This window comes from Shewanella sp. SW24 (assembly GCF_025653395.1).
GTDB lineage: Bacteria > Pseudomonadota > Gammaproteobacteria > Enterobacterales > Shewanellaceae > Shewanella > Shewanella oncorhynchi.
Genome location: NZ_JAKKSH010000006.1, coordinates 22,185 through 45,738, shown reverse-complemented (window position 1 = coordinate 45,738; position 23,554 = coordinate 22,185). Strand labels below are relative to the sequence as shown.

Annotated in this window: 20 protein-coding genes; 15 read left to right on the top strand and 5 right to left on the bottom strand. The window is 46.5% G+C overall.

Annotation, left to right across the window (positions count from 1 at the left end):
• Positions 1 to 2 precede the first annotated feature (2 nt).
• From L5M17_RS06975 to L5M17_RS06910, 14 genes are all read left to right on the top strand, one after another.
• Positions 3 to 647 carry a DUF4381 domain-containing protein gene (locus L5M17_RS06975; RefSeq protein ID WP_263146188.1) on the top strand — a complete coding sequence of 215 codons (645 nt, stop codon included), beginning with the start codon at positions 3 to 5 and terminating at the stop codon, positions 645 to 647.
• Positions 641 to 1,660, top strand: coding sequence for a vWA domain-containing protein (locus L5M17_RS06970; RefSeq protein ID WP_131525283.1), 1,020 nt, complete (start codon positions 641 to 643; stop codon positions 1,658 to 1,660). The genes L5M17_RS06975 and L5M17_RS06970 overlap by 7 nt, the downstream gene beginning before the upstream one ends.
• Positions 1,660 to 3,696, top strand: a complete 2,037-nt coding sequence (locus L5M17_RS06965) for a VWA domain-containing protein (RefSeq protein WP_263146186.1) — start codon at positions 1,660 to 1,662, stop codon at positions 3,694 to 3,696. Before L5M17_RS06970 ends, L5M17_RS06965 begins: the two co-directional genes overlap by 1 nt.
• Positions 3,690 to 5,411 (top strand): BatD family protein, encoded by a 1,722-nt coding sequence (locus tag L5M17_RS06960; RefSeq protein ID WP_263146184.1) that lies wholly within the window; start codon positions 3,690 to 3,692, stop codon positions 5,409 to 5,411. The genes L5M17_RS06965 and L5M17_RS06960 overlap by 7 nt, the downstream gene beginning before the upstream one ends.
• Before the next feature lie 72 nt (positions 5,412 to 5,483).
• Entirely contained in the window at positions 5,484 to 6,047 is a 564-nt protein-coding gene (locus L5M17_RS06955) for a sigma-70 family RNA polymerase sigma factor (protein ID WP_006085483.1), read from the top strand.
• Entirely contained in the window at positions 6,040 to 6,744 is a 705-nt protein-coding gene (locus L5M17_RS06950) for a DUF3379 domain-containing protein (RefSeq protein ID WP_263146182.1), read from the top strand. The genes L5M17_RS06955 and L5M17_RS06950 overlap by 8 nt, the downstream gene beginning before the upstream one ends.
• A gap of 157 nt (positions 6,745 to 6,901) precedes the next feature.
• Complete coding sequence (gene putP / locus L5M17_RS06945; RefSeq protein ID WP_028761059.1) at positions 6,902 to 8,353, top strand: sodium/proline symporter PutP; 1,452 nt, start codon at positions 6,902 to 6,904, stop codon at positions 8,351 to 8,353.
• A gap of 353 nt (positions 8,354 to 8,706) precedes the next feature.
• Positions 8,707 to 10,023, top strand: a complete 1,317-nt coding sequence (locus L5M17_RS06940) for an OmpP1/FadL family transporter (RefSeq protein ID WP_263146179.1) — start codon at positions 8,707 to 8,709, stop codon at positions 10,021 to 10,023.
• Positions 10,024 to 10,126: 103 nt separating this feature from the next.
• Complete coding sequence (locus L5M17_RS06935; RefSeq protein ID WP_028761061.1) at positions 10,127 to 10,513, top strand: VOC family protein; 387 nt, start codon at positions 10,127 to 10,129, stop codon at positions 10,511 to 10,513.
• A gap of 143 nt (positions 10,514 to 10,656) precedes the next feature.
• Positions 10,657 to 11,373 (top strand): SIMPL domain-containing protein, encoded by a 717-nt coding sequence (locus L5M17_RS06930; RefSeq protein ID WP_028761062.1) that lies wholly within the window; start codon positions 10,657 to 10,659, stop codon positions 11,371 to 11,373.
• A 176-nt stretch (positions 11,374 to 11,549) separates the two neighbouring features.
• Positions 11,550 to 12,563 (top strand): efflux RND transporter periplasmic adaptor subunit, encoded by a 1,014-nt coding sequence (locus L5M17_RS06925; RefSeq protein WP_212601835.1) that lies wholly within the window; start codon positions 11,550 to 11,552, stop codon positions 12,561 to 12,563.
• Between the two features lie 36 nt (positions 12,564 to 12,599).
• Entirely contained in the window at positions 12,600 to 15,854 is a 3,255-nt protein-coding gene (locus tag L5M17_RS06920; protein ID WP_263146175.1) for an efflux RND transporter permease subunit, read from the top strand.
• A 43-nt stretch (positions 15,855 to 15,897) separates the two neighbouring features.
• On the top strand, positions 15,898 to 16,110 hold the full coding sequence (locus tag L5M17_RS06915; RefSeq protein WP_105252075.1) for a DUF2892 domain-containing protein: 213 nt from the start codon (positions 15,898 to 15,900) through the stop codon (positions 16,108 to 16,110).
• Between the two features lie 108 nt (positions 16,111 to 16,218).
• Entirely contained in the window at positions 16,219 to 16,635 is a 417-nt protein-coding gene (locus tag L5M17_RS06910; protein ID WP_263146172.1) for a rhodanese-like domain-containing protein, read from the top strand.
• Positions 16,636 to 16,962: 327 nt separating this feature from the next.
• Here L5M17_RS06910 and L5M17_RS06905 read toward each other — a convergent pair whose 3' ends face one another.
• Positions 16,963 to 17,454 (bottom strand): GNAT family N-acetyltransferase, encoded by a 492-nt coding sequence (locus L5M17_RS06905; RefSeq protein WP_219253877.1) that lies wholly within the window; start codon positions 17,452 to 17,454, stop codon positions 16,963 to 16,965.
• A gap of 1,017 nt (positions 17,455 to 18,471) precedes the next feature.
• Here L5M17_RS06905 and L5M17_RS06900 point away from each other — a divergent pair.
• Positions 18,472 to 20,928: a S8 family serine peptidase gene (locus L5M17_RS06900; RefSeq protein ID WP_263146170.1), complete on the top strand. Its 2,457-nt coding sequence runs from the start codon at positions 18,472 to 18,474 to the stop codon at positions 20,926 to 20,928.
• 83 nt (positions 20,929 to 21,011) lie between these two features.
• Here the strand turns inward: L5M17_RS06900 and L5M17_RS06895 are convergent, their stop codons facing one another.
• The 4 genes from L5M17_RS06895 to L5M17_RS06880 form a co-directional block, all read right to left on the bottom strand.
• Entirely contained in the window at positions 21,012 to 21,557 is a 546-nt protein-coding gene (locus L5M17_RS06895; RefSeq protein WP_028761068.1) for a YaeQ family protein, read from the bottom strand.
• A gap of 176 nt (positions 21,558 to 21,733) precedes the next feature.
• Positions 21,734 to 22,645, bottom strand: a complete 912-nt coding sequence (locus L5M17_RS06890) for a bifunctional precorrin-2 dehydrogenase/sirohydrochlorin ferrochelatase (RefSeq protein WP_168824282.1) — start codon at positions 22,643 to 22,645, stop codon at positions 21,734 to 21,736.
• 19 nt (positions 22,646 to 22,664) lie between these two features.
• Positions 22,665 to 23,024 (bottom strand): rhodanese-like domain-containing protein, encoded by a 360-nt coding sequence (locus L5M17_RS06885; RefSeq protein ID WP_263146167.1) that lies wholly within the window; start codon positions 23,022 to 23,024, stop codon positions 22,665 to 22,667.
• Positions 23,025 to 23,152: 128 nt separating this feature from the next.
• Complete coding sequence (locus L5M17_RS06880; RefSeq protein WP_028761071.1) at positions 23,153 to 23,470, bottom strand: DUF2007 domain-containing protein; 318 nt, start codon at positions 23,468 to 23,470, stop codon at positions 23,153 to 23,155.
• Positions 23,471 to 23,554: the final 84 nt, after the last annotated feature.

Here is a 23,554-nt window from a genome sequence, read left to right as displayed (position 1 = left end):
CTATGGATCCAGCAACAGTGAATTCAGAAATAGCAAATCCACAGGCAACAGTACCTATGCCTTCTACGGCGCCAAACCCAGCCCTTGCACAACTGCAGGATATTATTCATCCCGAACCGATCGGCGCTTGGCCTTGGGCAATCGGTTATTGGCTGGTTTTAGCTCTTGTGATTGCCCTCATCACACTCTTAGTTATCTGGCTAAGAAAACGCGCCCGTGACTTCGCACCGAAAAAAGCCGCTAAACAGTTACTCAATCAGCTCGATAGACAAGCGACTTCCTATGCCTCTGACGTCAACAGCCTATTAAAGCGCACCGCCATGAGTTACCTCAGCAGAGAAGCAATAGCCTCGTTAGATGGTGAAGCTTGGGCGGCTTGGTTAGACAGCTATTTACCCGCGCCAAAACGCCAACGTATTGGCGCCTTGTTGGCCAAACGCCATCAGGCTTCGCCATTGACCTTAGCTGAAGCCAATGATTTGCATCAACTGGCGCAGGCTTGGTTGGCATCGAAAGCAAAACTGAGTGCGCCTGAGCCGACTCTTGTTTTAGCTAAGGGCTACGTTCAAGCTAGTGGCGACGCTCAAGCTAAAAGCCAAGCGCCAATCCAGCCAGCTGACACCAAACAACCGGAGGCACAATGTTAACAATTGCATGGCCTTGGCTATTGATATTACTGCCTTTACCTTTGATTTTTTGGCGCCAACACACAGTACAAGTGGATGGTGGCCGGCTGCAATTACCCGGAATAAGCCAAACAGGTAAACAAAGCTTAGCGGCCAACACGCGCCAGAGTCGCAAACGCTACTGGCTGATGTGGTGCCTGTTAGTGCTCGCTATTGCTCGTCCGCAATGGCTTGGTGAACCTATCGAACTGCCAAGCCAAGGCCGCGATTTGATGATGGCGGTGGATTTATCTGGCAGTATGCAGATTGAAGACATGGTGGTGAATGGCAAAACCGTTGACCGTTTCACTTTAATTCAGCACGTCGTCAGTGACTTTATCGAGCGCCGCAAGGGTGATCGTATCGGCTTGATCCTCTTTGCCGATCACGCCTATTTACAGGCGCCGCTGACCCAAGATAGACGTTCAGTGGCGCAATTTTTAAAAGAAGCACAAATTGGCTTAGTCGGTAAGCAAACCGCCATAGGTGAAGCTATCGCTCTAGCGGTAAAACGCTTCGATAAAATGGACGAGAGTAATAGAGTGTTGATTTTATTGACCGACGGTTCTAACAACGCGGGCAATATCGAACCAGAGCAAGCAGCGCAAATTGCCGCGAATCGTAAAGTTACCATTTATACGGTTGGTGTGGGCGCAGATGTAATGGAGCGCCGCACACTCTTTGGCCGCGAGCGGGTTAATCCTTCGATGGATCTGGATGAAAACCAACTTAAGCATATCGCCGACGTCACCCACGGCCGTTATTTTCGCGCCCGTAACAGCCAAGAGCTAGACCAGATTTACCAAGAAATCGATAAACTCGAACCTGTGAGTCGCGACCAGTTAAGCTATCGTCCGCAGGCAGATCTGTTCTATTGGCCGCTGGCACTGGCATTACTGACGAGTCTGTGGATTGCCTTAGGTCAATTACCACTCTTTGCAGCGCGCCGCGTTAAACCCTCTGTCGCAACCACTTCACAGGGGAACATCAAATAATGAGCCTACATTTTATTCGTCCCGAATGGCTACTCGCCCTAGTGCCGCTAGCCTTAGCCTTGTTGAGTTTATGGCGGCAACACGAGAGCCACAGCGCTTGGAATCGTTATATTGCGCCGCACTTAGCCAAGATATTGGTCACCCAAGGCAATAAGAAATCCCGCCGTCCGTTGCATTTATTAGCCTTAACTTGGTTGATTGCGACCTTGGCACTCGCCGGACCTGCCGTTAATAAACAATCCTTACCTGTGTTTGCCGCCGAGCAAGGCCGCGTACTGGTGATGGACATGTCCGTATCTATGTTCGCCACCGATCTTGCGCCGAATCGGTTAACCCAAGCCAAATTTAGGGCAACGGATCTCCTGCGTAATCTTAAAGAAGGTGAAACAGGTTTAGTCGCCTTTGCCGGCGATGCCTTTACTATCAGCCCATTAACCCGTGATACCGGCACATTACTCAATTTACTGCCGACCTTAAGTCCTGAGATCATGCCCGTTCGTGGCTCAAACTTAGCGGCAGGCTTGACCCAAGCCAAAACGCTACTGGCTCAAGGTGGGCATATTCGCGGTGATATTATCCTGATGACAGATGGCATAACTGCTGCCCAGTTTGATGAGGCTAACTCGGCATTAAGTGGCACCCAATATCGCCTCGCTGTCGTCGCTTTTGGCACCAGCCAAGGCGCGCCAATCCGTCTACCCGATGGACAATTACAACGCGACAGCAGCAACGAAGTCGTTGTGGCCAGCACTGATTTCGCTCTGCTACAAAAACTGGCCGTGAATAACAAAGGCGTTCTGATCCAGAATCGCACCGACGGTAATGATCTCGCCCAATTACAGCAATGGTTAAGCGATGCTGGCGATGCGAAAGCCACAGATCTTGATGGTGAAACTTGGCAGGATCTCGGTCCTTACCTCGCCTTATTATTACTGCTACCCGCCCTTTTCAGCTTTAGACAAGGAATCGTGGCCAGTGTTGGATTTGTCACTCTTGCTGGCAGCTTACTGCTCGCGGCTGTGCCTCAGCCAGCCCATGCCAGTGTGTGGGACAATGCCTGGGACAATGTGTGGAAAACAACAGATCAACAAGCGATGCAGGCCTATCAATCCCAAGATTACGCAAACGCCGCTAAGCAGTTTGAGTCGCCCCAATGGCGTGGCAGCGCCCAATACAAAGCCGGTGATTTTGCGCAAGCACTAAAAACCTTCGAGCAAGATAGCTCAGCCCAAGGCCTCTACAATCAAGGCAATGCGTTGATGCAACTCGGTAAACCCGATAAGGCCAAGGAGCGCTATCAAGCCGCGCTTGAGAAACAAGCTGATTTCCCTGCGGCGAAGGCCAACCTTGAACTTGCTGAAAAGTTATTGCAGGAACAGCAACAACAGCAAGGTAAAAACGAGCAACAGGATAAGAACCAAGATCAACAAGGCGATCAGCAGTCCGGTGATCCCAAATCAGGTGTTCAACAGTCTGGCGACCAACAATCCGGTGACCAAAAATCGCAGGATAAACAGCAATCTGACCAAGATAGCGCTCAGAAAGATAAGCAAGATCAAGCGGGACAAAAGTCTCAGGATCAACAGGACGATGCCGACGCGGATCAAAGCCCTGAACAGCAAAAAACGGATGAGCAACAGTCTGAGCAAGATAAGCAAAATGGCAATGCTCAGGACAAGCAGAATGAAGCTCAGCAGGAAAATGAGCCGGTAGACAATTCACCTGTAGAAAATGAAGCTAAGATGCAAGCGCAGGCTAAAGCCGATGCTGAAGAGCAAAAGTCAGCAGAACAGGAAAAGCAAAGCGTTGCCGCCAAAGAAGCTCCAGAGCAAAATACGCGAGATAAACAAGAGGCTGCTATGAGTGAATCGGTCGAGGCACCGCCAACCAATAGCGAGCCACTGCCCGCAGAAATGCAGCGAGCACTGAGGGGCGTGAGTGAAGACCCGCAAGTGTTACTGCGCAACAAGATGCAGTTGGAATATCAAAAACGCCGTCAAAATGGCCAAATATCAAAGGATAACGAACAGTGGTGACGAGACAATTTTTTATCCTGCTACTCCTTGCCATCGGAGTGGCCCATCCCGCCTTTGCACTTAGCAAAATTGAGGCCTCGGTCGATCGCAACCCTGTGATGGAGGGCGAATACTTTGTGCTCAACATCAGTGTCGATGACGAAGTCGATACCGGTAAGCTAGACACGTCCGCCCTACTGAAAGATTTTATTGTCGGCCGTACTAGCGTGAGTCGCAGCACGCAAATCATGAACTTCGATGCAGTCAAAGAAACCCGCTGGCAAGTACTGCTCGCGCCAAAACAACAAGGCCAGTTAACCATTCCAGCCTTTAGTATTGACGGCGTCAGCTCATCACCTATTCCACTCAAAGTGGTCGAAACCGGTAGCCAGCCCGCGCAAATGAACAATCTGTTCATTGACGCCAAAGTCTCGACCGACGAAGCCTATGTTGGGCAGCTCATTACCTACAAGGTGAAACTCTATCTGGCGGTAGAATTACAAAGGGGCGTATTGAGTGCACCTGTGATAGAAGGCGCACAGATCAAACAAATCGGTGAAGATAGGGATGGTTCAGAGATAGTCGATGGCCGACGTTACCGCGTGATTGAGCGCACCTATGGCATCATTCCCGATTTGCCCGGCCAAGTGAATATCAAAGGTGCAACCTTTGCTGGCGATGTGCTGGTAGAATCCCAACGCCGCGGCGGCATGTTTGGCTTTAATGAAAGCCGCCCAATGCAAGCAGGCGCTCCCTCACTGACAGTTCAAGTGAATCCCGCACCAACAAGCTTCCAAGGCCAATGGCTGGTTGCCGATTTAGTAGCGCTAAAAGAAAACTTCCCTGAGGATATTAAAAAGTTTACCGTCGGTAGCCCTATCACCCGCACTATTACGCTGTTGGCTTCCAATGCCGATGAAAATAGTCTGCCTGATATAGTGCAAACTCTGCCCGATGAACTCAAGTCATACCCAGAAAAACCCCAGCGGCAGACCTTTGTGCGCGATGCACAAATTGTTTCGCAGTACAGTATTACTTCGGCAATCGTTCCCAGCAAAGCGGGCACCTTTACCTTGCCCGAAATCAAAGTGCCTTGGTGGAATCCGCGCCTTAAACGTCAAGAAACTGCAACGCTGCCCGCACGTACCATAATCGTTGAAGGTGGTGCTGTCAGTGATACGCCAGCTCAACCAACATGGGAAACCAACTCAGCGGCCGATAAGGGCTGGTCTTGGCTAACCACGGTTTTTGCTACGCTATGGCTGGTCACTCTAGTCGCTTGGATTATCACCTTAGTCGCTTGGCGCCGCGCTTTAAAAAAACCATCGACCGCCCCGACAGCAATTAACTCTTCAATCAGTTCAGCACAATCAGTGACTGCCTCCGGCTTGAAAGGATTAGAGCAAGCCTGCGCCAGTGGCGATGTGAGCCGAATTATGTTGCAATTGCAGCGATATTTCAGTGAGTTACAGCAAACGCCTATGACATTAGATAAGATTGCTGAGCAGTCACCACAACTAGCAGCAGCGATACAGCAACTGCAAATCAAAGCCTACAGTGCGAAGGCCGATAAGAGCCACCATACTGACAGTGCTAATACGAGCAGTGCGAATTCTAACAATAAAAATAGCCACTTAAGCGCCGAATGTACCGCTTTACTTAACGCGGTTAAGGCCTGTGAGCATAAACATTCAAACCCAAAATCAGCGCCATTAAGCCCACTGAATCCTAAATAAATGATGGGGTTAATAACAAAGAAGCGAGTGCTACCATGCTAAATATTCCGCCAAAAAGCCCAAAGATAAAAAATGTTTGCTAACTGGCGCAAGAAATCCGTCGAGCCCGCGGTCTCTTCTGACATGCTAAGCAAACAACGACGATACAACAGCCTAGTCAAGGCGCTACATGCAGACATTTTCCGCTACGCCTATTGGTTATGCGGCGATAAGCACGTGGCTGAAGACATTACCCAAGAAACCTTCTTGCGGGCGTGGCGCTCTTTGGATTCCCTCAAGGATGATAAAGCGGCGAAAGCTTGGCTGATCACGATTCTTAGGCGTGAAAATGCGCGACGTTTCGAGCGTAAACAGTTCGATTATTCCGACGTTGAGCAAGATACATTGGAAGACAATATCTCCAATAGCAGTGAAGAGCAGACCGAGCAATATCTGATCCGTCGACAAATTGGCAAGCTAGATATCGAATACCGCGAACCACTCTTACTCCAGCTCATTGGTGGCTTTAGCGGCGATGAAATCGCCGAGCTGATGGAGCTCAATCGCAACACCGTAATGACGCGTTTATTTCGGGCGAGGAGCCAATTGAAAGAATTACTTGAGAAGAATGATGTGAGAGGTCAATCCAATGGATGAGCTTAAATTTAGACGTCAAGCTTATGAAGATCCTCATAATCAGGATGTTGACTTTCTGGCGCAGATCAATGCCAAGCCAGAAAACCAAGCCCTAATCAATGAGCTTAAAAACCTTGATGCCAAACTGAGCAATGCATTGAAAGTGGATGTGGCTGAGGATCTCGCCGACAAACTCATTTTGCGGCAGCAGTTACAACAGCACCATAAACAGCGCCGGCAAACGTTTTTTTTAGTGGCCATGGCAGCCTCGGTCGCGTTTGTGGTAGGCATCAGCTTCAGCCTATTACGCTTAGGGCCTATTGATTTGGCTGAACATGCACTGGTCCATGTCTACCATGAAGATATTGCCTTGCATGTCGATCAAAATGTCAATTTTAGTCAAGTCAATGCCCAGCTTGCGTCGATAAAAGACTTTGGCAATGCCAAATTTACCCAACAACCGGGCAAAGTGTATTACACCTCTTATTGCGATTTTCAAGGGGTAAAAAGCCTGCACTTAGTACTTCAGGGCGAACAAAGTAAGGTGACGCTTTTTATCGTGCCACTCGAGAAACGTATGGTGTTGGATAAAACCTTCGCCGACGGTAAATATCAAGGAATGGGCTTTGAAACGCCCGATGCATTTATTTTGCTCATAGGTGAGGATCAAGCTGACCTTAGCTATATAAAAGACGAAATCAAGAATATATTTATTTAAGACATTGTTATAAATGATATTTAAAAATCAACCTCCGATATTTTCATGTTATCTGAGGTTAGATTTCAATCACACTTACATCTGCTAATGGGCGCACGTTCAAACATCTGGTAGCATGCTTGCCACTTTTAATAATAAAAAGATGGGAAAAGGCAAGATGACGATTGAAACCCCGATTTTAATCACATTTGTTGGTTACTTAGTATTGATGATGGGCATAGGTTTTTGGGCTTACCGTGCTACCGATACTGTTGATGATTATATTTTAGGTGGCCGCAAAATGGGCCCCGCAGTGACCGCACTCAGCGTGGGTGCATCTGACATGTCAGGTTGGCTGTTACTGGGATTACCCGGCGCAGTTTACTTAAGCGGCTTAGGTGCAGCCTGGATTGGCGTAGGATTAATTATTGGTGCTTGGCTAAACTGGTTATTTGTTGCCAAACGACTGCGCATTTATACCCAACTCGCCGATAACGCCCTCACTTTACCGGATTTTTTCGAGAAACGTTTCCACGATACCCAAGGCTATCTCAAGCTCGTTTCCGCAATCACTATTCTGGTGTTTTTTACTTTCTATGCCTCCTCAGGCATGGTCGGTGGCGCGATTTTGTTTGAGAAAGTCTTTGGGCTTGATTACACCGCAGCCCTAGTGATTGGCTCGGCCATCATAGTCGGTTACACCTTTATTGGCGGTTTCTTTGCCGTGTGTTGGACTGACTTTTTCCAAGGCAGTTTAATGCTCATCGCCCTATTGATTGTCCCTTTCGCCGTTTTCGCTCACCCCGAAAGCCATGCAGGTATTGAAACGATTGATCCCGCAATGTTGGCATTGGTCAATGACAAAACCACTGCCATCGGCATGTTATCTTTGCTCGCATGGGGCCTAGGTTATTTTGGTCAGCCACATATTTTGTCGCGTTTTATGGCGATAGGCAGTGCCGATGCCCTGCCCTTGTCACGCCGTATAGCCATGAGCTGGATGGTGTTATCTCTCATTGGCGCGTTAGCCACAGGTATCGCAGGCTCGCTCTATTTCGCCAAAGAGCCATTAGCCAATTCTGAAACGGTATTTATCCATTTAGCTCAAGCGGCGTTTAACCCATGGATTGGTGGGCTATTAATCGCCGCTATTTTATCGGCAATCATGAGTACTATCGACTCACAACTCTTAGTCTGCTCAAGTGTCATCACCGAAGATTTCTACCGTAAATGGTTGCGCCCAAAGGCCGATGATCGCGAGCTAATGATGGTAGGTCGTTTAGGCGTGCTCGCTATCGCTGTGATTGCAGGTGTGATAGCACTCAATCCTGAAAGTAGCGTACTTAGCCTAGTGAGTTATGCTTGGGCAGGCTTTGGTGCGGCCTTTGGTCCCGTAGTCTTGTTATCCCTGTTTTGGAAGCAATATAGCCGTAATGGCGCTATCGCCACTATTATTGTCGGTGCATTAACCGTGGTGATTTGGAAGCAACTCACTGGTGGCATTTTTGAAGTATATGAAATCCTTCCTGGGTTTATATTCGCGACTATTGCGGGTATTTTAGTCAGTAAATTCTCTGCTCCAAGTGAAAAAGTAACAATAGAGTTCGAACAATTTAAGTCTGCACTCTAATCTAGATATGCTTCCATATGTTAAAAAGCGCACAAGTGTGCGCTTTTTACATTTTGTATCCTTTTAAATACCCTACACACCATTACAAACCGTTAACTTCAATTGAAACCCATAGCAGCACCCAAAGCCCTTCATATCAAGCATCTGGCCAGACCATTCAAGCATACTAAAGTATCACTCTTGTTTTAAAGACTTTCAATTAACTGAAAATTAACATTTTTCACTTCTGGTCGGACTTGTTGAGGGTACATTGAATCCATAAGATGCCGGAGACTAATAAATGGATTTAAATACTTTCGGCGGACTAGGACCGAATAAAAATCCAATACTTATAAAAAATAGAGAGAATAATAATGAAAACATTCAACAAGACACTCATTGCCGTTTCTGTCGCATTAGCAAGCACACAAACCTTAGCTTCAGGTTTTCAACTAAACAGCCAATCAGCAACTGGTATGGGCCGTGCATTTGCGGGTGATGCGGTTATTGCCGATAACGCTTCTGTGTTATCACGTAACCCTGCTGCTATGGCATTATTCGATAAAGATGCGATCTCCTTCGGCTTAACTTATGCCGATATTACTGTTGATGTTAAAGATGTTAACTTTGCCGGTGGTGCCGTTGACTTAGGCAGCATCGATGACGCGGGTAGCTCTAAAATTATCCCTAATATTTTCTACATCCACCCCATCGACGATAAGTTCGCCGTAGGTTTTGCCGCTTTCTCTAACTTTGGTACCGGTACCGATGCCAGCTCACTTTCAAAGAGTTTGCCAGCAGGCTCACCAGCACCTTATGATCTGCTTGGCGAAACAGAAGTAACAACGGTTAACTTTAACACCAGCCTTTCATACCGTATTAATGACATGTTCAGTATCGGTGCTGGTATTGATGCCATTTACGGTGAAGGTCGTTTAACCCGTAACATGGGTACTACGCCTTTAGTTGACGTCGACGCTGATGGCTGGGCCTTCGGTGGTATCCTTGGTGCCACGATTGAATTAGATAAAGATAACCGTTTCGGTATCAGTTACCGCTTCAGCCCAACAGTGAATGTTAAAGGTGATATCAACACGATCAGCACTAAAGATCTATCTGCCGTTGGTTTAGGTCCAAAAACAGCACTAGCGACAAGCTTTGACAGCTTAGACGTACCCCTTGCGGATATTTTCCAAGTTGCTGGTTTCCATCAGCTCACACCTAAGTTTGCAGTGCACTACACTGCGCAGTACACCCAGTGGAGCAACTTTGAACAAATCACGGCTAAAGATGGCGTAGCCACTATTATTCCAGGTCAAGCGGGTGCAGGTACTCAACTGCAAGCTGGCGACGTTGCTCTGAAAGAATACCAATGGAAAGATTCATGGTTATTCAGCCTAGGTGGTACTTATACTATCAATGAGCAATTTACTGTACGTGCAGGTTATATGCATGACCAAGGCGTTGTGGACGAAATCAGCTCTATTTCATTCCCAGACTCTGACCGTAACTGGTACACAGCGGGTATGAGCTACCACATCAACCCACAAAACACTGTTGACTTTGGTATCGCTTATATTAAAGGTGAAGAAGTTCACCTGATCGAAAACAGCGCAATCGCAGGCCCTGTTAATGCTATTACTGAATCAAGTGGTATGTACTACTCAGTTCAATACAGCTACCAGTTCTAAGATAAATTCCTAACACCAAAAGCCGCATTTTTTGCGGCTTTTTTGTATCTTAAGCATTTATTGCCTAAAGTTAATTCATACTCCTGTAAACGCAGCTACGGCTATGGCTAAAGTCATTGGACTCGGTGGAATTTTCTTTAAAAGTGTCGATCCCGTTGCCTTGGCAACTTGGTACAAAACCCATCTTCAAGTCCCCATTGAAAACTGGGGCGGCGCCGCGTTTTATCACACAGATAAATCAACTCTTGGCTACCATGTTTGGACTCCTTTCGCCCATAGCACGGACTATTTCGCCCCCTCAGATAAAGGGTTTATGTTCAACTTTGTCGTTGACGATCTAGAGCAAGCCCTCGTACAAGTAGAGCAAGGTGGCGGTCAACCGATTGGTGGTATTGAAGATTCAGAATTTGGCCGCTTTGGCTGGTTTATTGACCCTGATGGCAATAAAGTCGAATTATGGCAGCCAAGCGCGATTCCTCCTGAAAAATAAATGCTTTAAACAGATATTTCAAAACTCATCTCTCAACATAATCCCCCCTGCCTTAAGCGGCATCTATTCCGAATAAACCCAGTGCATGACTGAGGTTTATTCGGTATCGTAGACTGAGTTCATCTAATCAAGAGATTCTTTTTATGGAAAAAAGTAACATCCTTCCTGCCCTACTGTTAGGTGGTTTCCTTTGCGCTGGACTTGTTTATGTAGGCCAGACAGCAAGCTCAGCACTATTGCAAATGAAAGCCATGGAACGCACTGTCACGGTAAAGGGCTTAGCGGAAAAAGAAGTTAAAGCCAATGTGGCAATTTGGCCAATCAATTTCACTGAGGTCGATAACAATCTGCCTAAACTCTACGAGACGGTTCAGCAAAAAACCGATCGTGTTGTGGCGTTTTTAAAGGAACAAGGCTTTAGCGACAGCGAAATTACTGTCTCTTTGCCTTCAATTGAAGATCGCCAAGCCCAAGGTTATGTCGATCCCAACGTCAGATACCGTTACTCGGCAAAAGTGAACCTATCGGTTTATACCCCACAAATTGATCTCATGCTGAACACCCGTAAGCAAATGATTAACTTAGTAAAAGAAGGTATAGCGATCGCCAGCCAAGATTATGATAATCGCACTGAGTTTCTGTTTACCGATCTCAACTCAGTCAAACCTATCATGGTGCAAGAAGCGACTCAAAATGCCCGCGAAGTGGCTGAAAAATTTGCTAAGGATTCGGATTCTCGCCTCGGAAAAATTAAAAGTGCGAGTCAAGGCCAGTTCACTATTTCAGACCGCGACAGCAGCACGCCTTACATTAAACAAATTCGCATCGTTTCCACACTAACCTATTATTTAAATGACTAAACTTTAGGTTTAATTTGAAACTCTGAAGCACGAGGAATAAGGCGCTATAGGCCTTATTCCTTATTCCTAAATTAGGTAAAAACACTACATTAAATTTTTCTAATAAATATTGATTGCCTATTGAAAACAACTCCATTAGAATTTTCTCATAAATTACATCTGGGGTGATATAAGTTATGACATCAATTTCTCGTGCTTTTTTCTTACTGCTGGCACTTTCCAGTACTCAAGCTCAGGCTGCCTCAGTCGAAACCATCGAAGTCTTAAATAAACCCTATCCGAATTGGGTCACCTTAGACGCCACTATTGAAGCAGTAAAAGCGGCGACGGTATCGGCGCAAACCTCTGGTCGAATTGTCAAACTCAACTACGATGTTAACGATGTCGTCCCCGAAGGAGCCGCCCTACTGGAAATTACCAGTAAAGAGCAAGGCGCTGAACTGGCAAGCTTTGAGGCTGATCTAGCCAAAGCGAAGGCTTTAAATGTCGAAGCTCAGGCACAATACAAACGTTATAAAGAGCTATTTCCCCAAGGCGCGATTTCTAAGGGCGCGATGGATGAAGCCACCGCCAATGCTAAAGCAACAGAACAAGCCGTCAGTGCAGCACAAGCCCGTGTCATCAAAGCCAACGAATCCTTAAAATACACTGTCGTTTCAGCGCCTTTTAGTGGCATAGTCACTGAGCGTTTTGTCGAACTTGGCGAAACCGTAAGCCCAGGACAAGCACTACTTTCAGGGTTTTCCGCGAGTCAAATGCGCGCCATTACCCAAGTGCCACAGCGTTACATTAACCAACTTAAAAATTCCCCCGAATTTCTCGTCCGTTTAAGTGATGGGCGCGAGTTCACCTCAACCGACCTCACGATTTTCAGTTTCGCCGATCCCGTCAGCCACAGTTATCAAGTGCGAATTAATCTGCCAGAAAATGAAGCCAATCTTCAACCTGGTACTTGGGCAAAAGCTTCCTTTAAAAATGGCGATCGGGAAAAAATCCAACTGCCCGCCTCTGCACTACTCACAATGAACGAACTGAGCAGTGTTTACCTTAAACAAGGCGAAGCCTTTGTGCTGACCCAAGTCCGTGTCACTGAGCCCTTAGATGGCGAGGTAGAAGTGCTTGCGGGCCTTAAGTCAGGTGACAAGGTGGCCGTTGATGCCTACCAAGTGTTGCTCAGCAAGAAGCAATAAATTCCCTAGCGACTTAAGCTTTGTCGAGGTTGTTTTATGAAACATGCTCCAGTACCACAAACCACACTTGGGATTTCCGGACGAATTGCCGCTGCCTTTCAAAATAGCGCCATCACGCCACTATTAGCACTTCTTGGGCTCTTACTTGGCTTATTCGCTATTTTGGTCACGCCAAAAGAAGAAGAGCCACAAATTGATGTCACCTTTGCCGATGTGTTTATCCCTTTTCCCGGCGCGACACCCACGGAAGTTGAAAACTTAGTCACTCTGCCAGCGGAACAAGTGATCTCCGAAATCAAAGGCATAGATACTCTGTACTCGTTCTCCCAACCCGATGGCGCGCTGATCATCGTCATCTTTAAGGTCGGCGTCGGGCGCAATGATGCCATCGTCAGCCTATACAACCAGATTTATTCCAATATGGATAAATTGCCAAGGGGCGCTGGCGTGGGCGATCCGCTAATTAAACCCCGCGGCATCGATGATGTGCCCATTGTCAGTTTGACCTTGTGGTCTAAGGACAGGCAAGTGTCGGCTGAGCAGCTAACCCATGTCGCCCTTGGATTAGAAACCGAAATTAAGCGTATTCCCGGCACTCGCGAAATAGATACCGTTGGCCAGCACGATATGGTGGCCAACATACGTATCGATCCCGCCAAGATGAACAGCTTTAATCTGACCTACGATAAGTTAAGACAAAGCCTGAATGACAATAATATGGTCTCTATGCCTGCATCCTTAGTGCAAGGCAATCAAGAGATTAAAGTTCAGGCTGGGCAGTTTTTACAATCCATCGACGATCTCAAGCAATTAGTCGTCAGTGTCTATCAAGATAAACAAGGCAAGAATATTCCGATTTATTTGGCGGATATTGCCGAAATCAGCTTAAAAAGTGATATCCCTAAACAGAGCGTTTGGCACGCAGATAAAACCGACATTTATCCCGCCGTTACAATCGCAATTGGTAAACAAGCAGGCCAAAATGCCGTCGATATCGCCGACAGTGTGATTGAGCGGATTGCTAAAGTCGACAATGTGTTGATCCCGGCAAATGTCGAAGTCACAGTGTCACGTAACTATGGCGAAACCGCGGCGGATAAATCTAATACCCTTATTTTAAAACTGATTTTTGCCACCAGCGCCGTAGTCGTGCTGGTCTTTTTAACCATGGGCGCACGCGAATCCTTAGTCGTGGGCGTGGCCATTATTATCACGCTAGCGATCACCCTTTTCGCCTCTTGGGCGTGGGGATTTACCTTAAACCGCGTGTCCTTGTTCGCCTTGATTTTCTCCATCGGCATCTTGGTCGACGATGCCATAGTCGTAGTAGAAAACATCCACCGGCATATGGCACTCGGCAAAAAGTCTTTTAGTGAGCTTATCCCTGTGGCGGTCGATGAAGTCGGTGGCCCAACGATTCTGGCGACATTTACTGTTATCGCAGCCTTGCTGCCGATGGCTTTTGTATCGGGCTTAATGGGGCCTTACATGAGCCCGATCCCCATCAACGCCAGTATGGGCATGTTAATTTCCCTCGTTGTGGCATTTGTGGTCACTCCTTGGCTCAGTCGTAAACTGCTGAAACATAATGACCAACACGATACTGCCCAAGCCTCGCACGAGGATGAAGCTGAAACTAAGATGGTGCGCCTCTTTACTCACTTAATTGGTCCTTTCCTGCTGGGTAAAAATGCCCGTAAGGCAAGAGTGGGACTGGCTGCCGGCGTATTTGTGTTAATCGGCATCGCCGTCGCGCTCCCTGTCGGTCAGCTCGTGGTGCTTAAAATGCTGCCCTTCGATAATAAGTCCGAGTTTCAAGTGATGGTGGATATGCCAGAAGGCACTCCCGTAGAGCAAACACAAAGAGTATTGCAGGATTTGAGTCGCTACCTAACAACCGTCCCTGAGGTCGAGCATCTGCAATTGTATGCGGGCACTAACGCGCCAATGAACTTTAACGGCTTAGTGCGCCACTATTTCCTGCGTCACAGCCAAGAGCTTGGCGACATCCAAGTGAACCTAGTGGATAAGAAACACCGCAAGCGCGACAGCCACAGCATAGCGATATCGGTGCGAGACGAACTGCAGCAAATTGGCGAGCAATATCAAGCCAATATCAAAGTGGTTGAAGTGCCACCAGGGCCGCCAGTGTGGTCGCCGCTAGTTGCAGAAGTGTATGGCCCAAGTCCCGCTATTCGCGAGCAAGCCGCATATGAGATGCAGGCGCTGTTCCATGAAACCAAAGATGTGGTCGATATCGATATTTTCTTGCCCGCCGCCCAGCAAAAATGGCAAGTGATGATCGACCGCAGTAAAGCCAGCCTGATGGCCGTGCCCTACAGCAATATTGTCGACTTGATTGCCACCTCAGTTGGCGGCAAAGATGTGAGCTATTTACATCAAGCCCAGCAAAAACAACCGATACCGATCCGCCTGCAATTAAACGAAGGCGCGAAAGTCGATTTAGAGCAAGTGCTGAATATGAAGTTACTGAGCCAAACGGGGCAATCTGTGCCTGTCTCTGAGCTGGTGACCATCAAACGCGGCAAAATCGATGCACCAATTATCCATAAGAATATGATCCCTATGATCATGGTCGTCGCCGATATGTCGGGACCACTGGACAGCCCGCTCTACGGCATGTTCGATATGGCGGGCAAAATCGATGGCGCCGATGGCTTAGGTTTTGATCAGCATTATATTCACCAACCCACAGGGTTAGACTCAGTCGCCGTGCTCTGGGATGGCGAATGGAAAATCACCTACGAAACCTTTAGAGACATGGGTATCGCCTATGCAGTCGGTATGATTGCGATTTATTTATTGGTGGTCGCGCAGTTTAGATCGTATCTGGTGCCGCTTATCATCATGGCGCCAATTCCACTGACTGTGATTGGCGTAATGCCTGGGCATGCCCTGCTCGGAGCGCAATTCACCGCGACGTCCATGATAGGCATGATAGCGCTGGCGGGGATTATTGTGCGTAACTCGATATTATTGGTCGATTTTATTAATCAAGAAACCGCATCCGGTGTGCCCTTTGAGCGGGCAGTGATCCACTCTGGCGCCGTGCGAGCTAAACCTATCATGCTGACTGCATTTGCAGCCATGATAGGGGCATTGTTTATTCTTGATGATCCGATTTTCAATGGCTTAGCGATCAGTCTGATCTTTGGTATTTTTATCTCGACCATACTGACCTTAGTTGTCATCCCTGTGCTGTACTACACGGCCATGAAAAACCGTATGAATACTGTTCAGATACAAACACAAACACAAACACAAAACTAACCACAACAAAGGCCATCACCAAGATGGCTTCAAGGAGTAAGGTATGTCATTAGAACGCAGTATTATGGCTTTTGCTGGATTGATGGTGTTACTGTCACTGGTGTTAACCGCCTATGTGCACCACAACTTTCTGTGGTTAACCGCATTTGTTGGCGCTAACCTATTCCAAAGTGCTTTTACCGGTTTTTGTCCTGCCGCCATGGTTTTACGCAAATTGGGTGTAAAATCAGAGGCTGAAATTGCTAAACAAAGCTAAGCCACATACAGTCACTACTTAAGAGTTAAGATAAGAGTTAAGAGTTAGGTGAGCAAGTACACGCTTGGCTAATACAAGCGTGCCGAAAAGCCGTCAAGGAGAGATAAAGTGACCCACAACCTCGAAACCCGTGGCCAAAGTCTAATGCGCTTAGCCCAATTAAGCTTGCAAGCACTAGTACTCATGCCACTGCTGCTAATGCCCATGATAGCCAGCGCCGCCGACCAAGACCCTGTAATCGCATTAGATAAAATTGCTGCAGGTGCTATGGTGCTCGATGTCAGAACGCCCGAAGAATTTGCCGAAGGTCATCTAGCCAATGCGGTAAATATTCCCTTTGAGCAAGTGGCAGAGGAGTTTGCTAAGCGCGGCATCGCCAAAGATGCCCCTGTTATCTTGTATTGCCGCAGTGGTCGACGTAGCAGTATCGCAACCGAAGACTTAGTCGCTGCTGGATACACTCAAACCTATAATGGTGGCGGTTACTCCACCTTAGTTGAAGCGCAAAAAACGCCCGCTAAGTAATTAACAACCATCAAATTGGCTCTAGTGTGGGGAAGTAAGGATAAATCACTTAAGTAATGTCACCTCGCTAGGTTTAACGGCTAAAAGCGCCCTAGGGCGCTTTTTTATTGTCTAAATGAATAAGCTTACTTTAAGCAATAGCCTATCAATCAACATTGCTTTATATAAAAAGCTTTTATCCACCCCAACATTAGACGTCTGAGATGGCGGGCGAATAACGAGATATTGAAGTGTCTTATTAGCGTAAATCGATCCAGATAAAAATTAATAATCGTTTTCGCTGCTACACAAGTAACATAAATGATCCGATGTATGGCAAAAAATTAACTATCTAACATGTTCAAAACGTAGATGACCTTCATTAACGCCAGTCTCACTAAAACCATTGGAAATCAAAACCCTTTTTGATGCTTCATTTTCCGCTGAAGTATGAGCAATAATGTTCTTTGTTTTTTCAAAAGAGTAAGCATGGGAAACGAGTGTATTAACGATTTCTGTAGCATAGCCACGACGCTGCCACTCAGGTAGCACTGAATAACCTATTTCAACCATCCCATGACTATCTGGAGGTCCAAAATAACCACCAGAGCCAACTAGTGTTCTCTCTCCTGAAACAGGATTAATATCAACTGCATACCAGCCATACCAACCTTGGGCTGCTTCACCGCCATTTTCATAGCAAGCAAGGAAAAACGCCATTGCATCACAATCATATTCGCCACAAGGCCAAGCATTTGAAACAATTGCATTTAATTTTTCAGCAAGTAACTGTGGTGTTTCAAGCTCTATATGAAGATGATCAGCTGAAGAAGATATCAATACGATCCGCTTAGATGTTATATTTTTTATAATTTTTATTTACTCCAATTTAGGATTTATAGTGCACAGCCTTAAATTCGTGCACTCACTCGCTTAAACCATGCCACAAGAAAAACAACTTACCTCATGAATTAATTTAATTTACCACCCATCCAAGAGATACGCTATTAGGCAAAATGCTTATATGTTAAATTTTGTGAAAATGCGAAAGATTCACACTTATGTATGCAGATTATTAGAAGTAAAGCGTCACACTGATGGGCGTTATAATTATTTAAATGAATATATTTTTTAGACTGTTCTAACGATGAAAAATAAATAAGATTATTTAAAATTTTTAATTGAAAGTTTATCGACATAATTAGCCTCATAAACATAATTGAAGCATGTTAGAGTTCGCAGTGGTAGCTCAGATCCTGTACCGCTATTTTGGATGATGTAACACTCAGCATTTTCCTTTATCACACATATTGCATGCTTCCACTTCTCGTTTTGCCGCTCACATTCCCCTTCAAAAACACTTCAACAAATTAGCTCGAATGGCTTAGCCGTCGTCAATCAATTGGCAACTGCCACCCTATTGACAGTCTTTTGCAACAATTTCGCATAATCAATCACTTGAGAAAATCTTATCATTATGATGAAAACTTAAAGTTTGTTTTTTTTATTTTTAATCACAAAAAAATATATATATAAATTTCAATGAATTGCTAACAGCAAAATCAATCAAAAACCCGTATATGGAGTCGTAAATTCGTATTCACTTATTCACGTTTATCACATAAAAAAACAAATATTTTAATAAAATTTGGTTACAACTCGTTACAAGTTGAATTTATATGCACTATAAATGCCTATTAAATCTAAACACTTACCAACCGCCATACCGTTAACAAATTATTTACAAACACTGTGGTCGCAGATAAATTCACTAACCGAGTAGCATCTGAGTCGTAGTTATTCTTATGAAACATAAAATAATAATGATTAACACTAAATTGACCATGGAAGAAGAACATGACAATCAACAGAACCACTAAAATAGCGTTAAGCCTTTCAAGCTTAGCTATTGCGATCTCAGCCGGTGTACAAGCAGCACCACAAGCCCCAGGTTTTGCCGCAGCATTACAAGCACAAACCTCCCCACTGCCAAAGCGTTACATTGTGAAGTTTAAAAACACTGATGCCGCTGCCATCATGTCAACCAATAGTGTGCAATCTACGAGTAATCTGCAGTCACTCAATGACGCGACAACAGATACGCTACCAACCACAATGAATTATCAGCCACAAATGGCTGAAATCAGTGCCCAACATACCGCATTAAATAAAGTACAAGCGAAGGAAATGAAGCGTATCGGCCGCAGTAACAGCTACTCGGTGAAACTCGATGCCAAAGGGATCAATGCCTTAAAAACCCGTGCTGATGTGGAATATGTCGAAGAAGATATGCCACGCCGCTTTCTAAGTGAAAGTACGCCTTGGGGCCAAACTTTTGTAGGAGCAACCCAGCTAAGCGACAGCCAAGCGGGCAACCGCACTATTTGTATTATCGACTCAGGCTACGACCGTAGTCACAGCGACTTAGGTGGCAACAATGTCACAGGGACCAATAACTCAGGCACGGGTAACTGGTTTGAGCCGGGCAATAATAACGCCCACGGTACGCACGTTGCGGGGACGATTGCGGCGATTGCCAACAATGATGGCGTGATCGGCGTTATGCCAAATCAAAATGCCAATATTCATGTGATCAAAGTGTTTAATGAATCTGGCTGGGGCTACTCTTCATCCTTAGTCGCTGCCGTAGACACTTGTGTCACCAACGGCGCCAATGTTGTCACTATGAGTTTAGGTGGTTCAGGTTCTAGCACCACTGAGCGTAACGCTCTGGCCGCCCACTATAATAATGGTGTTCTCCTGATTGCTGCTGCGGGTAACGATGGGAATAGCACTCACAGCTACCCAGCATCCTACGATGGCGTCATGTCTGTCGCCTCTGTGGATAACCATAAAGACCACTCAGCATTCTCCCAATACACTAACCAAGTGGAAATATCTGGCCCTGGTGAAGCCGTTCTATCGACTGTTACCCGTGGCGAAGGCCGTTTAGCCGATATCACTATCGGCAGTCAGTCTTACTTTGACTCAGGTGTCGTGCCGCACAATCGCCTGATATCCTCTGGTGGCAGCTATGTCCCCGCACCATTTAACGGTACCAGCACTGCAACTTTGGCAGAATGTACCATTAGCGGCACAAGCTTCAACTGCGGCAACATGACCAATAAGATTTGTTTAGTGGAACGTGTTGGTAATCAAGGCACTAGCTACCCTGAAATTAACGCAGCTAAAGCCTGTAAGAATGCGGGTGCCAGTGCGACGATTGTTTACAGTAACGCGGCATTACCCGGCTTACAAAACCCCTTCCTTGTCGATGCTAACAACGAAATCAATATGGTTTCTGTATCTGTTGATCGTGCAACAGGTTTAGCATTGCGCAATCAACTGGGCGCCACAGTCACTGTCAGCAACCAAGGCAATAAAGATTACGAGTACTACAACGGTACATCAATGGCGACACCGCATGTGTCAGGTGTTGCGACCTTAGTGTGGAGCTACCACCCAGAATGTAGTGCGGCGCAAGTCCGTAACGCATTGAAAATGACCGCCGAAGATCTTGGTACTGCGGGTCGTGACAACTACTATGGCTATGGTTTAGTTAATGCAGTTGCAGCAAAAGCATTCCTAGACGCATCTTGTACTGGTCCAACGGGTCCTGTCGATCCAACCGAACCGGGCGATAGTGTTCTCGTGAACGGTGTGGCGAAAACAGGTTTAGCAGGCGCAACAGGTGAAGAATTACATTTTTCATTTGAAGTTCCAGCAGGTGCAACTAACCTAGGCTTTGTGATGAACGGTGGCACAGGTGATGCGGACTTGTATGTGCAATATGGCGCAGCGCCAACCACCACTAATTACGATTGCCGTCCGTATAAAAGTGGCAATAGTGAGTCTTGTCCAATCACCAACGTACAATCAGGCACTTACTATGCCATGGTAAAAGGCGATTCGGCTTTCACTGGTGTGTCGTTAACGGCGAACTACACAGCGTCTAATGGCGGCGGTACGCCAACGAGCTATACCAATACTGATAACTATAATATTCCTGATAACAAAGCGGCGGGGATCACCAGCCCAATCACGGTTACTCGCACAGGTGATTCAGGTACTGTGACTGCAGTCGTGAACATAGTCCACCCTTACATTGGTGACTTAAAAGTGCAGCTGATCAGCCCTTCAGGAAAAACGGTCACCCTGCATAACAACACAGGTCTTGGTGCAGACAATATCAACAAGAGCTATACCGCAGATATGACAGGTGCGAATTCGAACGGCGTATGGAAGTTAAAAGCCGTAGACAGTGGCCGTGGTGATGCTGGTTATATCGATAGCTGGGAACTGAGCTTCAAATAAATCAAAATCGATACTCTTACTGATACTTAAAAGTGATAAACGGAAAGAGCCTGCAATTGCAGGCTCTTTTTTTACAAAACATGTTATTCAATATCTTTGAGAATTTCAGGCTCAATCAACACGCTGGTTTCATTATCCGATAACCAAATTTGGCCTTCACTAATCGAAACTTGCAATGCCATATTACGCCCAACAAAGGCTTCCATCGCCGTGACGGACTCTTCGGCAATATTCCACACTTTTAAATTCTGATAACGCTCTAACGCCTGCTGATTCTGTTTCCACCAAATCGGTACACTGCGGCCACCATAGGTAAAGAGCTGCACGACTTTGGCACGGCCGCTGGCCTTTCGCAGCCATTTTTCATCGGCCTGACCAAACTCAACCCACAACTCAATTTCACCGGATAGGGTTTTGTCCCATAGCTCTGGCTCGTCATCGACGCACAGACCTTTACTAAAACTTAAGGTTTCGCTGGCATTCACAATAAACGCGAGTAAACGCACCATCATGCGGCCATCGGTTTCGGAAGGATGCTGTGCAAGCGTCAATTGATGGTCTTGGTAATAATTCCGATCCATATCGGCTATCTGTAAATTGACTTTAAACACGGTCGCCTTGAGGGCCATAGTCATCCTAAATGCAGAGTGAAATCCTGAAACAGCAAAACCCTAAAATAAGGCTGCCGAGTCTACCTGAGACTCGGCATTAGCTCAAACGAACAATAGGGTACGCCCATGAAATCGAACAAAACGTGCAATCGAACAGAAGGTTAAATCGAACCCAAGACTGAATCGGTAAGAAATTAAATCGCTCCGGGTCGCAGATGTTTAGCCATGGGGAAATGGGCTTTCAACAAGCTGATTTTTTGCGTATCCGCTACCAGTAGCATGCGCGTACCCAACTCATACTGTTGACTCAATTCACTGAAAGCGGGTAAAAAACCACGATCTGCGTCGCGGCGAACAAGTTCAGCGAGTTCGACGCTCAAATCCCCTTGGCTGTATATCCAATCGAGGCGCTGTAATAATGGCATGGCGGCGAGCGGCAATAAGTCCACAGACGTTGCATCATCCAACAAAAGGATTTCGCCGCGGCTGACTAAGTTATTAAACGCATTATGGTAATGCTCGGTGGTACGACTATCAAAACGGTCGCCATTGGTATCGAAAAAACGCTCCCAAAATAAGCGGCGTTTCGAGGTTGAATCGAGCTTATCTTGTACTTCGACGCGTCTATCGGCGACAAAATCGAATAACGGTTTGAGTGACTGCGGTAGGCTAGATTCTAAACGCGAGCGAATCGTGCGTGCAAATACCGGTGCTGCGCCCGCAGTGCTGATCGCGACCACTAAACGACCTCGATCCACAATAGAAGGAGTGATAAAGCGGCAAAAGGCGGGATTATCAACAGCATTAACCCAGATACCACGCGCGGTAGCTAAGGTCGCTAACTCTGCATTAAGACTGTCGTTTGCCGTAGCTAAATACACCAAATCATAATTTTGAATGTCGGCATGGACGACTTCACGCTGGGATAACAAAATACGGCCAGCATCTGCATAACGTTGCACTTCTGGGTTCACCTCTGGCGCTACCACGTGGATATTGGCTTCGGTACGTGTCAGCAGTGCTAACTTACGGCTAGCCACATCGCCCGCGCCCACCAGTAGAACATTCAAATTAACCGTATCGACAAACAAGGGAAAATATTGCATTAGATGAGATCCTGAACGCTTAGTCCTGCACCACTAGCAGTTGACGCTGTACCCAGCCCTTATAGCCACCAATCATAGAGGCAACGTGGGTGTAACCCATAAGTTGCAGATTATGGGCAGCCAAGGCGGAACGCGCACCACCCGCGCAGTAGAGTAATATGGGTGTATTTTTATCGGGGAAACGCGCTTCGATATCACGCTCTAAAATACCCCGGCTTAAATGTTTCGCTTGGGGTAAATGATCTTGCAGCCACTCACGATCCTCACGCACATCAACAAGGTGCCAGCAGTCATCGGCCTGATAAGCTTCGATTGTCACTTCGGTGATATTAGGCAGAATAGCATCAACAAGGGCGGAAAATGCATTGGGATGCTGCATCACTAACTCCTAGATAAGATATTGAATGACATGATGAATGTCAGCTTATCAGCAAAGTGTAATCTTCTCATCCTGCAGACGCAATCTTTCAGCCTCACCGCAAAGCTGAGAAAGTTGCCAGTGAAAGACTAGTTGTGGCTCTCGCTGCGCTCTGAGCTACATTGCCAGCAAAGCTCAAAACTGCCTTCATTAGTCTCATGGCATTGCACACACTGCCATTGCGGACTTTCAACATCCAACGCATTCAATTGAACTTGTGCCGACGCGTATTGGGACTCACCTACCCATAACTCGACGTTTTGCATCCCAGTAGGGAGTTCACCAATGCCGCCTAATAACGCTTCACCTCTGAGTTCAACATGAATGCCACAGGCCTCCAATAAACCTTTCCATGTATGGGCCTGCAATAAATTACCACCAGCAACTAACACTTTACGTTCTTCCATGCGACATCCTACGGCTACAACTCTCTAGAATATGGGTTGCCGACATCCTACTGCTAAATAGCCGAGGCTGTCGAGCGCTGATTT

Bases quoted from the DNA above. Each gene is read 5' to 3' on its own strand.
- putP (WP_028761059.1), top strand. From the start codon at position 6,902: ATGACGATTGAAACCCCGATTTTAATCACATTTGTTGGTTACTTAGTA.
- L5M17_RS06965 (WP_263146186.1), top strand. From the start codon at position 1,660: ATGAGCCTACATTTTATTCGTCCCGAATGGCTACTCGCCCTAGTGCCG.
- L5M17_RS06950 (WP_263146182.1), top strand. From the start codon at position 6,040: ATGGATGAGCTTAAATTTAGACGTCAAGCTTATGAAGATCCTCATAAT.
- L5M17_RS06940 (WP_263146179.1), top strand. From the start codon at position 8,707: ATGAAAACATTCAACAAGACACTCATTGCCGTTTCTGTCGCATTAGCA.
- L5M17_RS06955 (WP_006085483.1), top strand. From the start codon at position 5,484: ATGTTTGCTAACTGGCGCAAGAAATCCGTCGAGCCCGCGGTCTCTTCT.
- L5M17_RS06935 (WP_028761061.1), top strand. From the start codon at position 10,127: ATGGCTAAAGTCATTGGACTCGGTGGAATTTTCTTTAAAAGTGTCGAT.
- L5M17_RS06920 (WP_263146175.1), top strand. From the start codon at position 12,600: ATGAAACATGCTCCAGTACCACAAACCACACTTGGGATTTCCGGACGA.
- L5M17_RS06970 (WP_131525283.1), top strand. From the start codon at position 641: ATGTTAACAATTGCATGGCCTTGGCTATTGATATTACTGCCTTTACCT.
- L5M17_RS06890 (WP_168824282.1), bottom strand. From the start codon at position 22,645: ATGCAATATTTTCCCTTGTTTGTCGATACGGTTAATTTGAATGTTCTA.
- L5M17_RS06880 (WP_028761071.1), bottom strand. From the start codon at position 23,470: ATGGAAGAACGTAAAGTGTTAGTTGCTGGTGGTAATTTATTGCAGGCC.
- L5M17_RS06975 (WP_263146188.1), top strand. From the start codon at position 3: ATGGATCCAGCAACAGTGAATTCAGAAATAGCAAATCCACAGGCAACA.
- L5M17_RS06930 (WP_028761062.1), top strand. From the start codon at position 10,657: ATGGAAAAAAGTAACATCCTTCCTGCCCTACTGTTAGGTGGTTTCCTT.
- L5M17_RS06915 (WP_105252075.1), top strand. From the start codon at position 15,898: ATGTCATTAGAACGCAGTATTATGGCTTTTGCTGGATTGATGGTGTTA.
- L5M17_RS06900 (WP_263146170.1), top strand. From the start codon at position 18,472: ATGACAATCAACAGAACCACTAAAATAGCGTTAAGCCTTTCAAGCTTA.
- L5M17_RS06895 (WP_028761068.1), bottom strand. From the start codon at position 21,557: ATGGCCCTCAAGGCGACCGTGTTTAAAGTCAATTTACAGATAGCCGAT.
- L5M17_RS06925 (WP_212601835.1), top strand. From the start codon at position 11,550: ATGACATCAATTTCTCGTGCTTTTTTCTTACTGCTGGCACTTTCCAGT.
- L5M17_RS06885 (WP_263146167.1), bottom strand. From the start codon at position 23,024: ATGCAGCATCCCAATGCATTTTCCGCCCTTGTTGATGCTATTCTGCCT.